The sequence below is a fragment of the Amaricoccus sp. genome, from assembly GCF_017995835.1.
GTDB lineage: Bacteria > Pseudomonadota > Alphaproteobacteria > Rhodobacterales > Rhodobacteraceae > Amaricoccus.
In genome coordinates, this window is sequence record NZ_JAGOID010000097.1 from 1 (window position 1) to 11,836 (window position 11,836).

Consider the following 11,836-nt stretch of genomic DNA (forward strand, 5'->3'; position numbering starts at 1 on the left):
GACCATCGCCCCGATCCCCGATGATCCGATCATCGGCCTGCCTGCCATGGCGGACTGATCGACCCGGCTCTCGCCGGAGCTCGCGCTGGCCACCGCCAGCTACACCACGCCAAGGGACACGATCCCGACAAAGACCCCCTGCGTCTCAAGCGAAAGGTCGCAGCTTGGGACGACGACTTCCTCGCAAGCATCATCGCTAGATAGTGCGTTCGCCCGATTCCCCTGAGGCGATTCCTCTGGGGACTGGACGGACGCCCGGACGGCTGCTATCCGGGCCGCGTCGCCGCTGTAGCTCAGCTGGTAGAGCAACGCATTCGTAATGCGTGGGTCGGGGGTTCGAGTCCCTTCAGCGGCACCACCGAATGTCCTCAAGCTGCCGGGGGTCGCTACGGTAGGCCGCTGAAATTAAGCGGAAAAGTCGCGCGTCTACCCGCGAGTATACCCGAATTTCAGATGGGTTCTGCGCTATTATCCGCCCTGTTGCCCTGTCGACACGGTTTCACTGGCCCTCAAGCTAGACCACAGCCGATCTTCTGGCACGCGCGCGGGCGCTGGGCTGTAGGCGATCATGGGTCCCTGTCCATGCACCTCCCCTGCGGGCGCCCTGAACCGCGACTTGTCAGCCTGTGCAGAATTTTCCGAATGCTGGGGCCAATCTTGCTGCCCGAAGACTGAAATCGCGCGTTCTCGCGGGTCGGCGTCCCCGCCCGGCACACCCCGCCACGGTAAGGACCCGAAGCCAAGATGGGACAGGGGCGATGACCGGACAGGATCAATCTGCGAGGCAGACAGGCGGCGGCGCGATGCGGTTGCGAAACAACCGCCATGCGACATTGCCAAGGCGAAACTCGCGCAGTAGCAAGCTGGAAGGCCGCGAGGCTGTCGCCCGTTCGCGATTCCCCCTCACCTTCCGCCCTCGATCCTCACCCCTCCATCACTGTCTCGAAACCCTCGAACCGCGGGCCGCCGAGGTACATCGGCTTCGCCTCTCCGGCGGTGGCGTGGGCGCGGCGGAAGTAGGGCGAGCGGGTCCAGCCCTCGAACGCCGCCCGGTCGCGCCAGACCGAATGCGAGACGTATGGCGTATGGTCCTCCGCCGGCTCGCCCTTCAGCAGCCTGAACGAGACGAAGCCCTCGACCTTGTCGAGCTGGCTGTCCCGGCTGCGCCACTTCTCCTCGAAGGCGTCCTCCATGCCGCGCAGGACGCGAAAGCGGTTCATGGCGTAGAACAAGGCGGAACCTCCCATTGCGCGGGCTCGCCCCTCTATGGCCCGCGCCTTCGCCCTGCTCAAGCCCCGGGGCCGGGCCAGGGCAGCTCGGCATGGCCGGCGCCGGCCGTGGGCAGCCGCCGCGGATCCCGCAGCGCCTCCGCCCGCCAGGCGAGGAATGCCGGATGCGCCAGATGCGCCGCGACGTAGTCCCGCGCCGCCGCCCCGACCGGCAGCCCGTAGGCCGCGATCCGGGCGGCGACCGGGGCATGGAACACGTCCGCCAGCGAATAGGCGCCCAGCAACCACGGCCCCTCCCCCGCCGCCGCCCGCCCGGTCGCCCAGAGCGTCTCGATCCGCGCGAGGTCGGCCCGCACCGCCGCGCCCGCCTCGAACCCGGCATAGGCGCAGCGCAGGTCCATCGGACACGCCCCGCGCAGCGCCGCGAAGCCCGAGTGCATCTCCGCCGCCAGCGCCCGCGCCAGTCCGCGCCGCGCCGGATCGGCCGGCCAGAACGCAACCTCCGGATGACGCTCGACCAGCGTCTCGGCGATGGCGAGCGTGTCCCAGATGACGCCCACCCCCTCGATCCGGAGCGCCGGCACGGTGCGCGCCGGCGCGAACCCGGCCAGAGTCTCGGCGAAGCGCGGGTCGTCCATCGGCGCGAGCACCGTCTCGACCTCGACGCCAAAGGCGGCAAAGGCGAGCCAGCCGCGCAGCGACCAGCTCGAATAGGCGCGCTCGCCGATGGCGAGAAGATAGGTCATGACGAGCCCTCCGTTCGCCGCGACCGTCGCCATCGCCAGCTCCCGGCGCAAACGACTTCGCGTGAACCCCGCCATCACCGCCGGGAATGCGCTGCCTCCGCGACAGATCCCCGAGGCGCCGCCACGCGTCTCCCGCCTGCCGCCCCGGCCGGATTCGGCCTTGCAAACCCGGATCGCCGAGCGTATCTCGCGCCGCACGGACTGGTAGCTCAGCTGGATAGAGTACTTGACTACGAATCAAGGGGTCGCGGGTTCGAATCCTGCCCAGTCCGCCATTGGATCTCTCTAAGCGATTGATCTGACTATCGAAACTCCAGTACCTTCGTCCACTCCCATATAAACCCCCGCGACCGGCGCGCGATGCCCTCCCGCCGGAAGGTCGGTGAAGCGCATGGGCGGGCGTGTCGGGCTGCCTGCCCGCGGCGACATCCTCGGGCCAAGGCCGCCAAACGCCCGGCCTTCCCGAGCGGCGCGCGCCGACCTCGATCCCCACGATCCGGCGACGGCTGACCATGGCTCTGGCCAGTCGCCTGCAACGATGCCCCCTGTCGCGGACGAGTGATGGACGCGCCGCGTCACATTCGCAAATTCATGACGCAGCAAGCCTGGTCGGCTTCTCGATCGACGCCGCCCATACCTGCCTTCACACCGAGAACGAGGACGGCGACAGGCGGACGCCTCAGGGGCGTCTCCGCGAGCTTCGGCGCCCGCTACGTGGGCGACACCGTCCACGGCGACGTCCGGACGCCGTCGGTGACGCTCTGCGACGCCATGCTCGCCTACGGCTGGGATCGCTACCACGTGGCGCTCGACGCCCGCAACCTCGCGGACGAGACCTATGTGGTGGGTTGCAGAACCAACGTCTCTATTTCGGCGGCCCCCGCACCGTCGCGCTGACGCTGACGGCCGCCTTCTGACGGCGGAGCGGAATCCACCCCCGTCATCGCCCCGGGCGGCCGGCTTGACTTCTCTCCCGGCCGGGGCGACGAGTCGCGCATGGACCCCGAGGATCGCTCCAGCGCGCCCGTCGCGCCCGGCCGCACGCCGGTCACGGTGCCCTTCCGCAGCCTCTCCGAGGATCTGCCGGGGGCCGGCTGGGCCAAGGTGTTCTGGAGCGGCTGGCCGGGCTGGTCGAAATGGCTCGGCGACCGCGCCGGAGGCTCCGCCGACCTCGACCGGGCGCTGCGCGCGCTCCGCCGCTTCATGCCGGAACTCGTGCCGGTCTGGGAGCGCCTCGCCCTCGTGACCGGCGCCGACGCCCGCGCCGCGCGGTTCCTCACCTTCTGGTCGCCACCGCGCTACATCGTGCACTGCTCGCAGGCGGTCGTCGTCGACGCCGACGGCCCGGCGCTGATCCGCAACTACGACCTCGATCCGGCGTTCAACGAGGGTTTCCTGTTCCGCACGGCCTGGCTCGGCCGGCCGGTGATGGGCATGGTCGACGGCCTCTCCGGGCTCGCCGACGGCGTCAACTCCTCCGGCCTCGCCGTCTCGCTCGCCTTCGGCGGCCGGCCCGACGTCGGCCCGGGCTTCGGCGTGCCGCTGATCATGCGCTACCTGCTCGAGGTCTGCCGCGACACCGCGGACGCCATCGAGGCCGTGCGGCGGCTGCCCTGCCACATGTCCTACAACCTCACCCTGATCGACCGCGACGGCCGCCACGGCACGGTGATGCTCGCACCCGACCGACCCGCCATCGTCACGGCGGCGCGCCACGCCACCAATCACCAGCTCGGCGTGGAATGGCCGAAGCACGGGCGCGACAGCCGCACGCTGGAGCGCGAGGCCTTCCTCGCCGAGGCGGTGGCCGGCGGCCGCGCCGACGCGACCACGCTGCGCCGCCGCTTCCTCGCGCCGCCGCTGCACAGCCGCCGCTATGGCGAGGGTTTCGGCACGATCTACACGGCCCTCTACCGCCCGGCCGCCGGCAGCGTCGAGATCGCCTGGCCGGGGATCGAGCCGATCCGCCAGCGGCTCGACGCCTTTGCATCCGGCGTCCGCCGCATTACGTTCACCGACAGCCGCGACCCGCGCGAGGTCGTCCCGGAGGGGCACGGCCTCCCCGGCGCCACCGAGGAAAGGAACCCGACGCCATGAGACCCTTCGCCATCGGCGGCATCCAGATGTATGTCGGGATGCAGAACAATATCGACGCCATCCGCCAGCGCCTCGACGTGATGATGCACCTCTACCCCTGGGTGCAGATGGTGGTCCTGTCCGAGCTCGCCGCCCACGGGCCCGCCGCCCATTCGGCCCAGCCGGCCGGCGGCGCCTTCGAGCAGGACTTCCAGGAGATGGCGCGCCGCCACCGCATCTGGCTCGTCCCCGGCTCGCTCTTCGAGAAGCGCGACGGCGCCATCTACAACATGACCCCGGTGATCGACCCGTCGGGAGACGTCGTCGCGCGCTACCGCAAGATCTTCCCCTTCACCCCCTACGAGGAAGCCTCCGCCGCCGGCGACGAGTTCTGCGTCTTCGACGTCCCCGAGGTCGGGCGCTTCGGGGTCTCGATCTGCTACGACATGTGGTTCCCCGAACTGCAACGGCAGATGACCTCGATGGGCGCCGAGGTCATCCTCAATCCGGTGATGGCGAACTTCGTCGACCGCCCGGCGGACCTCGCCATTGTCCAGGCCTCGGCGGCGATGTTCCAGTGCTACGTGGTCTCGGTCAACGGGCTCGGCGTCGGCGGCAACGGCCAGTCGATGATCGTCGACCCGGCCGGCCGCGTCCTGCACCAGGCCGGTTCGCACGAGGCCTTCCTGCCCTACGAGATCGACCTCGACGTGGTGCGCCGCCAGCGCGAGCGCGGCCTGCTCGGCCTCGGCCAGCCGCTCAAGAGTTTCCGCGACCGCCCCGTCGAGTTCCCGGTCTACGCGCGCGACTTCGACCGCCGCTACCTCGACTCGCTCGGGACGCTCGAGAAGCCGCGCCGCGAGGCGACGGTCGTCAATCTCCCGCCCCGCGCGGCCGAATAGGCCCGCGGACATGCGCATCGCCCTCGACCAGTGGCGGCCGGTGACCGGCGGCCGCGCCGAGGGCCTCGCCCGCCTCGACGCCGCCGCCGGCCGGGCCGCGGCGTCGGGCGCCGACCTGCTCGTCCTGCCGGAAATGGCGCTGACCGGCTACGCCATCGGCGCCGCGCGGGTCGACGCCGAGGCCGAGCCCGAGGGCGGCGCACTGGATCTTGCGCTGGCGGAGGCGGCCCGACGCCACCGGGTCGCCATCCTCGCCGGCTACCCGCGCCGCGACGACGACGGCCGCCCCGTCAACGCCGTGCGCCTCGTCGACCGGACCGGGGCGACGGCGGCGACCTACGCCAAGACCCACCTCTACGGCGACGTCGACCGCAGCCAGTTCGCCCCCGGCGACCGCCTCGCCCCCGTGGTCGAGCTCGGCGGCTGGAAGCTCGGCCTCGCCATCTGCTACGACATCGAGTTCCCCGAGACGGCCCGCGCGCTGGCGCTCGCCGGGGCCGAGGCCATCCTCGTCCCCACCGCCAACATGGCGCCCTTCGCCAGCATCGCGACCCGGGTCGTGCCCACACGCGCCGAGGAAAACGCCGTCTACCTCGCCTACGCCAACTACACCGGGGCCGAGGGCGACTTCGACTATGTCGGTCTCTCCTGCATCGTCGCGCCGACCGGCGAGGACCTCGCCCGCGCCGGAACCGGCGAGGAGACCATCCACGCCACGCTCGACCGCGCCGCGCTGACGGCTGCGCGCGCGCTGGCCACCCACCTCTCCGACCGCCGACCCGACCTCTACGACCCGCTCCACGCCCGCCCTGGAGATCGCAAGTGACCGACCGTCCCGTCACCATGTTCGGCCCCGACTTCACCTATGCCTACGACGACTGGATCCGCAGTCCCGCCGGCCTCGGAACGATCCCCGCCGACAGGCACGGCGCCAGGGTCGCCATCATCGGCGCGGGCGTCTCCGGCGTGATCGCCGGCCACGAGCTGATGAAGATGGGCGTCCACCCGATCCTCTACGAGTCGGGCCAGTTCGGCGGCCGCCTGCGCTCGCAGCCCTTCGAGGGCGCGGACGGCGTCATCGCCGAGCTGGGCGGGATGCGCTTCCCGGTCTCCTCCACCGGCTTCTACCACTACGTCGACCTGATGGGGGTGGAGAGCCGCCCGTTCCCGAACCCGCTCACCCCGGCGGCGGGCTCCACCGTCATCGACCTTTTCGGCGAGACCCACTACGCCGAGACCCTCGCCGACCTTCCGCCGCTTTATCGCGAAGTCGCAGCCGCTTACGATGCCGCGCTCGAGTCCGGCGCGAACTTCTCCGCGCTGAAACAGGCGATCCGCGACCGCGATGCGAGGCGCGTCAAGGAGATCTGGAACCCGATCGTCGCCGCCTGGGACGAGCGCACCTTCTACGACTTCGTCGCCTCCTCCGAGGCGTTCCAGAAGCTGCCGTTCCGCCACCGCGAGGTCTTCGGCCAGGTCGGCTTCGGCACCGGCGGCTGGGATTCGGACTTCCCGAACTCGATGCTGGAGATCCTGCGCGTCAACGTCACCGAATGCGACGAGAACCAGCGCTTCATGCTCGGCGGCGTCGAGCAGGTCCCGCAGCGCCTCTGGCGCCACGCCCCCGACCGGCTCGTCCACTGGCCGAAGGGCACGACCCTCGCCAGCCTCAACTCCGGCGCCACCCGCCCCGGCGCGAGCCGCATCTTCCGCGACGACCGCGGCCGGCTCAACGTCACCGACCGCTGGGGCCGGACCGAGGACTTCGACGCGGTGCTCGCCACCTGCCAGTCCTGGCTGCTCTCCACCGCGATCGACACGCAGGAGAACCTGTTCTCCCACGAGACCTGGATGGCGCTCGACCGCACCCGCTACATGCAGTCGTCCAAGACCTTCGTCATGGTCGACCGCCCGTTCTGGAAGGACCGCGACCCGGCGACGGGCCGCCACGTCATGTCGATGACCCTGACCGACCGGCTCACCCGCGGCACCTACCTCTTCGACCTCGGCGACGACAGGCCGGGAGTGATCTGCCTCACCTATTCCTGGATGTCGGACGCGCTGAAGATGCTGCCCTTCCCGGTCGAGCGCCGGGTCGAGCTGGCGCTCGGGGCGCTTTCGAAGGTCTACCCGACGCTGGACATCCGCGGCCACATCATCGGCGACCCGATCACCGTGAGCTGGGAGAGCGACCCGAACTTCCTCGGCGCCTTCAAGGGCGCCCTGCCCGGCCACTACCGCTACAACCACCGCATGTTCGGCCACTTCATGCAGGCGGACCTGCCCCCCGAGCAGCGCGGCATCTTCCTCGCCGGCGACGACATCAGCTGGACGCCCGCCTGGGTCGAGGGCGCCGTCCAGACCGCGCTCAACGCCGTCTGGGGCGTGATGACCCACCTCGGCGGCGCGAGCCCCAAGGACAACCGCGGCCCCGGCGACGCCTGGGCCGAGCACGGACCCGTGGCGCTGCCGGACTGATGGCGCGGCATTCCTCCGGACCCGGGCGCCGCGGCAAGGTCGCGCCTTGCCGCGCCGCCGCGCCCGCGGCGCTCGGCGCCGTCAGGGACGACGCTGCGGCGCCCGGGTCGCGCGATCGCCACGCGTTAACCGCCGGCAAGGAAGTGGCAAGCCTGATTCCGGCCAGATTCCGGCCAGATTCCATCCTCTGTTATCCCAGCGTTTCCAAGCCGATATCCCCCGCCCTTCATCGGCGACCGAAAAGCCCTCTCGCCGCGCCCGAGCGTCGGCCAGCCCTCGCCCGACTGCGCTGACGTGCGCGCGCCCGAGCCCCTCGCCGCCTTCGTCCGCGACGCCCTCGCCGCCGGGGGCGACCGCGCCGCGCTCGCGACCGCCCTGCGCGAGGCCGGCTGGTCCGAGGCCGAGGTGCGCGCGAGCCTCGCCGCCTGGATCGATGCGCCCGGCCTGCCGCCGGTGCCCCGCCCCCGCGCCGCCGTCTCGCCCCGCGACGCGCTCGCCTTCGGGGTGCTTTTCGTCGCTCTCGGCATCGTCGTGGTCCAGCTCGGCGTGCTGGCCTTCTCGCTGATCGACATATGGGTTCCCGACCCGCTCTCCGGCGCGGACGGCGGCGGTTCGGGGGTCGTCCGCTGGGCCGTCGCCGCCCTCGTCGTCGCCTGGCCGGTCTGGGCGGCGCTGACGGTCTCGCTCGCCCGCGCCGAGGCCGAGGACCCCGGCCGCCGCCGCTCCGCCGTCGGCCACTGGCTCACGGCCGTGGCGCTCTTCGTCGCCGCCGCCGTGGGCATCGGCGACCTGATCGCCGTGGTCGCGGCGCTGCTCGGGGGCGAACTGACGCTGCGGTTCCTGCTGAAGGCCGCCGTCGTCGGGGCGATCGCGGCCGCGGTGTTCTTCGCCTACCGGCCGGCGCTCGGGGCAGGCGAGGAGCGGGCGTGAGCCTCGGGCGCGCGCGACGCCTCGTCACGCTGAGCGGCGTCGTCGTCACCGCGACGGCCGCGCTGGCGCTGTGGCAGGTCGGCGGTCCCGAGACCAGCCGCCAGCAGACCCGCGACATGCGACGGATTGACGACCTCCAGGCGATCTCGGGCGCGCTGGAATGTCACCTGCGCGGCGCCGCGCAGCCGGCGCGGCCGGCGGCGCTCGCCGAGATCTCGCCGGCCTGCCTCGCGCCCGGCCGCGCGGCGGAGCTGGTCGATCCCCGCACAGGCGCGCCCTATGCGATCGCCTACCCGGAGCCCGGGCTCGCCACCATCTGCGCCAGCTTCGAGGGGCCGCCGGTCCCGCGCCCGTGGACGGCGGCAAGCTTCGACGCCGCGACCGGGTGCCTGTCGGTCGGACTGGGACTGTCCGCGCCCGACCGGCGATCCGGTTGACGCCCCGCGACGGCCGGATCATCCCTCCGCGGCAGCCAGCGCCTCCAGCTCGGGCAGGAGGACGACGCTTTCCTGTTCGTTGGGGTCGGTGCGGGCGATGACGGCGACGGCGGGCTCGGGGCCGGGGTTCCAGGGCAAATGCGGCATGCCGGCGGGGATGTAGACCATCTCGCCCGCCCGCGCGGTCATCCGCCGCTCCAGCCGCGGCCCGTAGCGCATCTCGGTCACGCCGGAGAGCATGTAGATCGCCGTCTCGTGGCTCTCGTGCAGATGCGCCTTCGCCCGGCCTCCCGGCGGGATGGTGAGCAGATGCATGCAGATGCCCCGCGCCCCGACGCTCTCGGCGGAGACGCCGGCAAGGTAGTCAAAGCCCTGCTTCCCGCCATAGGTGTCGGCGGGGCGGATCAGCGCACAGTCGGCCGGCGTGTCGGACATGGATGGCCTCCGTCATGTCGCGATACGATATAGCGCGACCAGCGAGTCGTGCCTCCTCTCGCTTGACAAAATGCGAACCGGGAGGCCTTAGGGGGCGAAAACCCGGGAGCTCGCGCCTTGCCCCTGCCCGCACCGATCGCCGCGCCGCCCGCCGCCGCGGGCCGCGCCGCATGAGCGGCGTCCGGCAGGTCGTGCTCGGCGAGGACGCCGAGGAGCAGCGGCTCGACCGCTGGCTGCGGCGGCTGCATCCGCATCTCGGCCAGGGCGCGATCGAGCGGATGTGCCGCAAGGGCGAGATCCGGCTCGACGGCGGACGGGTGCAGGCCTCGTCCCGGCTCGCGGCCGGCCGCACCCTGCGGCTGCCGCCGATCCCGGAACCCGACACCGGCCCGCCGCCGGAGAAACGCTCGGTCTCGGACGAGGACGCGGCGCTGATCCGCGCCGCGGTGATCTGGCGCGACGACGACGTGATCGCCCTCGACAAGCCGCCCGGCCTCGCCACCCAGGGCGGCACCGGCACCACGCGCCACGTCGACGGTCTCGCCGAGGCGCTGCGCTTCGGCGCCGACGAGAAGCCGCGGCTGGTCCATCGTCTCGACCGCGACACCTCGGGGGTGCTGCTCCTCGCCCGCAGCGCCCGTGCGGCCGCGGGCCTCGCCAAGGCGTTCCAGGCCCGCGACGCGCGCAAGATCTACTGGGCGGTGACCGCGGGCGCGCCGAGGCCCGCCGCCGCGACGATCCGCTATGGGCTGGTGAAGGCCGGCGGGCATGGCGCGAGCGGCGAGGGCGAGAAGATGCGCGTGGTCCACCCCGACGAGGTGGCGGCCACCGAGGGCGCGAAGCGCGCGGTCACGGACTACGCCACCATCGACGCGGCGGGGCGGCGCGCGGCCTGGGTGGCGCTCGCGCCGCTGACGGGACGGACGCACCAGCTCCGCGCCCACATGGCGGCGATCGGCCACCCGATCGCCGGCGACGGCAAGTATGGCGGATCGGGGCAGGAGAACGCCGGCGAGGGCTGGGGGGCCCAGCTGGGCGGCGGGGTGAGCCGCAAGCTGCATCTGCATGCGCGCTCGCTGTCGCTGACCCATCCGCGGACCGGCAAGCGGCTGGAGTTCGTGGCCGACCTGCCCGAGCACATGGCGCGGACCTTCGCGCTGTTCGGCTGGCGGCCGGAGGACGCGCCGGCGGACCCGTTCGAGGATCGGCGATGACGCGGCGGCTGGTGGTGTTCGACGTGGACGGGACGCTGGTCGACAGCCAGCGGATCATCCTCGCCTCCATGGACGCGGCCTTCGCGGCGATCCGGCGGGCGCGGCCGGAGGACGCGGCGGTGCTCGCCATCGTCGGGCTGTCGCTGCCGGAAGCGATGGCGGCGCTGGCCCCGGAACTCGAGGCGGCCGAGCATGCGGCGCTGGTCGAGGGGTATCGCGCCAGCTTCGTCGCCGCGCGCGCCGCCGGCAGGGCGGAGGCGGTCGCGCCGCTCTATCCCGGCGCGCGGGCGGCGCTGGAGCGGCTGGCGGCGCGCCCGGACACGCTGCTCGGCGTGGCGACCGGCAAGGCCCGGCCCGGCCTCGACCACCTGATGCGCGCTCACGATCTCGGCCGCTTCTTCGCCACCTCGCAGACGGCGGACGCGCATCCCTCGAAGCCGCATCCCTCGATGCTGGTCGCGGCGCTGGCCGAGACGGGCTGCGCGCCGGACGCGGCGGTGATGGTCGGGGACACCGAATTCGACGTCGCCATGGGCCGCGCGGCGGGGCTCGCCACCGTGGGCGTCGCCTGGGGCTATCACCCGCGTACGCGCCTGGAAGCCGCGGGGGCCGACGTGGTGATCGAGGACTTCGCCGCGCTCGACGCCGCGCTCGAGCGGCTGCGGGGGCGGCGGTGAAGCCGGGAGCGCGACGGTTCTGGACGGACGTCGCGGTCGCGGAAGAGCCGGACGGCTTCGGCGTGCGCCTCGACGGCAAGCCGCTGATGACCCCCGCCGGGCGCAGGCTCGCCGCGCCGACCCGCGCCGCCGCCGAGGCGGTGGCCCAGGAATGGAGCGCCGTCGAGGGGGCGGTGCGTCCCGAGGCGATGCCGTACACGCGCGCGGTCAACGTGGCGATCGACCGGGTCGCCGCCGCGCGCGAGGCCGTGGCGGTCCAGATCGCCGCCTACGGCGAGAGCGACCTCGTCTGCTACCGCGCCAGCGACCCGGAAGCGTTGCGGCGGCGGCAGGCGGCGGCATGGGACCCGGTGCTCGCCTGGGCCGAGGACAGACTCGGCGCACGGCTCGTCCCGGTCGAGGGAATCCTGCACCACGCCCAGCCGCAGGCGAGCCTCGACGCCCTGCGCGACGCCGTCGGCACGGAGGACGCCTTCGCGCTCACGGCGCTGCACGAACTCGCCACGCTCTCGGGATCGCTCCTGCTCGCGCTCGCGGTGCGCCACGGCGCCCTCCCGGCCGAGGAAGCCTGGACGCTGGCGCGGCTCGACGAAACCTGGCAGGCCGAGCTCTGGGGCGAGGACGCCGAGGCGGCCGAAGTCGCCGCGCGCCGGCGCGAGGACTTCCTGCGCGCGTCGCGGTTGCTGGAACTGCTCGCAACGCGGTGATGCCT

Annotated in this window: 13 protein-coding genes and 2 tRNA genes; 12 read left to right on the plus strand and 3 right to left on the minus strand. The window is 72.5% G+C overall.

Features of this window, described 5'->3' with window-relative positions; all coding sequences use genetic code 11:
* Window positions 1–282 precede the first annotated feature (282 nt).
* A tRNA-Thr gene (locus KBA23_RS13385) sits at window positions 283–358 on the plus strand.
* A gap of 565 nt (window positions 359–923) precedes the next feature.
* Here the strand turns inward: KBA23_RS13385 and KBA23_RS13390 are convergent.
* Both KBA23_RS13390 and KBA23_RS13395 read right to left on the minus strand, forming a co-directional pair.
* Window positions 924–1,232, minus strand: coding sequence for an antibiotic biosynthesis monooxygenase (locus KBA23_RS13390; protein WP_290741743.1), 309 nt, complete (start codon window positions 1,230–1,232; stop codon window positions 924–926).
* 56 nt (window positions 1,233–1,288) lie between these two features.
* Window positions 1,289–1,975 carry a glutathione S-transferase gene (locus KBA23_RS13395; protein ID WP_290741744.1) on the minus strand — a complete coding sequence of 229 codons (687 nt, stop codon included), beginning with the start codon at window positions 1,973–1,975 and terminating at the stop codon, window positions 1,289–1,291.
* Between the two features lie 198 nt (window positions 1,976–2,173).
* Between KBA23_RS13395 and KBA23_RS13400 the strand changes: the two genes are divergently transcribed.
* From KBA23_RS13400 to KBA23_RS13435, 8 genes are all read left to right on the plus strand, one after another.
* Window positions 2,174–2,250: transfer RNA gene (locus tag KBA23_RS13400), tRNA-Arg, on the plus strand.
* Between the two features lie 439 nt (window positions 2,251–2,689).
* A complete protein-coding gene (locus KBA23_RS13405; RefSeq protein WP_290741746.1) occupies window positions 2,690–2,872 on the plus strand; it encodes a hypothetical protein in 183 nt (60 codons plus the stop codon).
* Between the two features lie 99 nt (window positions 2,873–2,971).
* Window positions 2,972–4,072, plus strand: a complete 1,101-nt coding sequence (locus KBA23_RS13410; protein ID WP_290741748.1) for a C45 family peptidase — start codon at window positions 2,972–2,974, stop codon at window positions 4,070–4,072.
* Entirely contained in the window at window positions 4,069–4,953 is an 885-nt protein-coding gene (locus tag KBA23_RS13415; protein WP_290741750.1) for a carbon-nitrogen hydrolase family protein, read from the plus strand. Before KBA23_RS13410 ends, KBA23_RS13415 begins: the two co-directional genes overlap by 4 nt.
* Window positions 4,954–4,963: 10 nt before the next feature.
* Entirely contained in the window at window positions 4,964–5,779 is an 816-nt protein-coding gene (locus KBA23_RS13420; protein WP_290741752.1) for a carbon-nitrogen hydrolase family protein, read from the plus strand.
* A complete protein-coding gene (locus tag KBA23_RS13425) occupies window positions 5,776–7,431 on the plus strand; it encodes an NAD(P)/FAD-dependent oxidoreductase (RefSeq protein WP_290741754.1) in 1,656 nt (551 codons plus the stop codon). Before KBA23_RS13420 ends, KBA23_RS13425 begins: the two co-directional genes overlap by 4 nt.
* 294 nt (window positions 7,432–7,725) lie before the next feature.
* Window positions 7,726–8,361 carry a DUF5671 domain-containing protein gene (locus tag KBA23_RS13430; RefSeq protein WP_290741756.1) on the plus strand — a complete coding sequence of 212 codons (636 nt, stop codon included), beginning with the start codon at window positions 7,726–7,728 and terminating at the stop codon, window positions 8,359–8,361.
* The gene (locus KBA23_RS13435; protein ID WP_290741757.1) at window positions 8,358–8,798 is read left to right on the plus strand and encodes a hypothetical protein; all 441 of its coding nucleotides are present in this window, start codon (window positions 8,358–8,360) and stop codon (window positions 8,796–8,798) included. Before KBA23_RS13430 ends, KBA23_RS13435 begins: the two co-directional genes overlap by 4 nt.
* Window positions 8,799–8,816: 18 nt before the next feature.
* Here KBA23_RS13435 and KBA23_RS13440 read toward each other — a convergent pair whose 3' ends face one another.
* Entirely contained in the window at window positions 8,817–9,233 is a 417-nt protein-coding gene (locus KBA23_RS13440) for a cupin domain-containing protein (RefSeq protein ID WP_290741759.1), read from the minus strand.
* A 170-nt stretch (window positions 9,234–9,403) separates the two neighbouring features.
* Here KBA23_RS13440 and KBA23_RS13445 point away from each other — a divergent pair, with 170 nt between their 5' ends.
* Genes KBA23_RS13445 through KBA23_RS13455 form a run of 3 tightly spaced genes read left to right on the plus strand, consistent with a single transcriptional unit; the run spans window position 9,404 to window position 11,831 of the window.
* Window positions 9,404–10,447: an RluA family pseudouridine synthase gene (locus KBA23_RS13445; protein WP_290741761.1), complete on the plus strand. Its 1,044-nt coding sequence runs from the start codon at window positions 9,404–9,406 to the stop codon at window positions 10,445–10,447.
* Window positions 10,444–11,124: an HAD-IA family hydrolase gene (locus tag KBA23_RS13450; protein ID WP_290741763.1), complete on the plus strand. Its 681-nt coding sequence runs from the start codon at window positions 10,444–10,446 to the stop codon at window positions 11,122–11,124. The genes KBA23_RS13445 and KBA23_RS13450 overlap by 4 nt, the downstream gene beginning before the upstream one ends.
* Window positions 11,121–11,831 (plus strand): ATP12 family chaperone protein, encoded by a 711-nt coding sequence (locus KBA23_RS13455; protein ID WP_290741765.1) that lies wholly within the window; start codon window positions 11,121–11,123, stop codon window positions 11,829–11,831. The genes KBA23_RS13450 and KBA23_RS13455 overlap by 4 nt, the downstream gene beginning before the upstream one ends.
* Window positions 11,832–11,836: the final 5 nt, after the last annotated feature.

Coding starts and splice junctions, on each gene's coding strand:
- KBA23_RS13395 (WP_290741744.1), bottom strand. CDS start 1,975: ATGACCTATCTTCTCGCCATCGGCGAGCGCGCCTATTCGAGCTGGTCG.
- KBA23_RS13410 (WP_290741748.1), top strand. CDS start 2,972: ATGGACCCCGAGGATCGCTCCAGCGCGCCCGTCGCGCCCGGCCGCACG.
- KBA23_RS13415 (WP_290741750.1), top strand. CDS start 4,069: ATGAGACCCTTCGCCATCGGCGGCATCCAGATGTATGTCGGGATGCAG.
- KBA23_RS13420 (WP_290741752.1), top strand. CDS start 4,964: ATGCGCATCGCCCTCGACCAGTGGCGGCCGGTGACCGGCGGCCGCGCC.
- KBA23_RS13440 (WP_290741759.1), bottom strand. CDS start 9,233: ATGTCCGACACGCCGGCCGACTGTGCGCTGATCCGCCCCGCCGACACC.
- KBA23_RS13445 (WP_290741761.1), top strand. CDS start 9,404: ATGAGCGGCGTCCGGCAGGTCGTGCTCGGCGAGGACGCCGAGGAGCAG.
- KBA23_RS13450 (WP_290741763.1), top strand. CDS start 10,444: ATGACGCGGCGGCTGGTGGTGTTCGACGTGGACGGGACGCTGGTCGAC.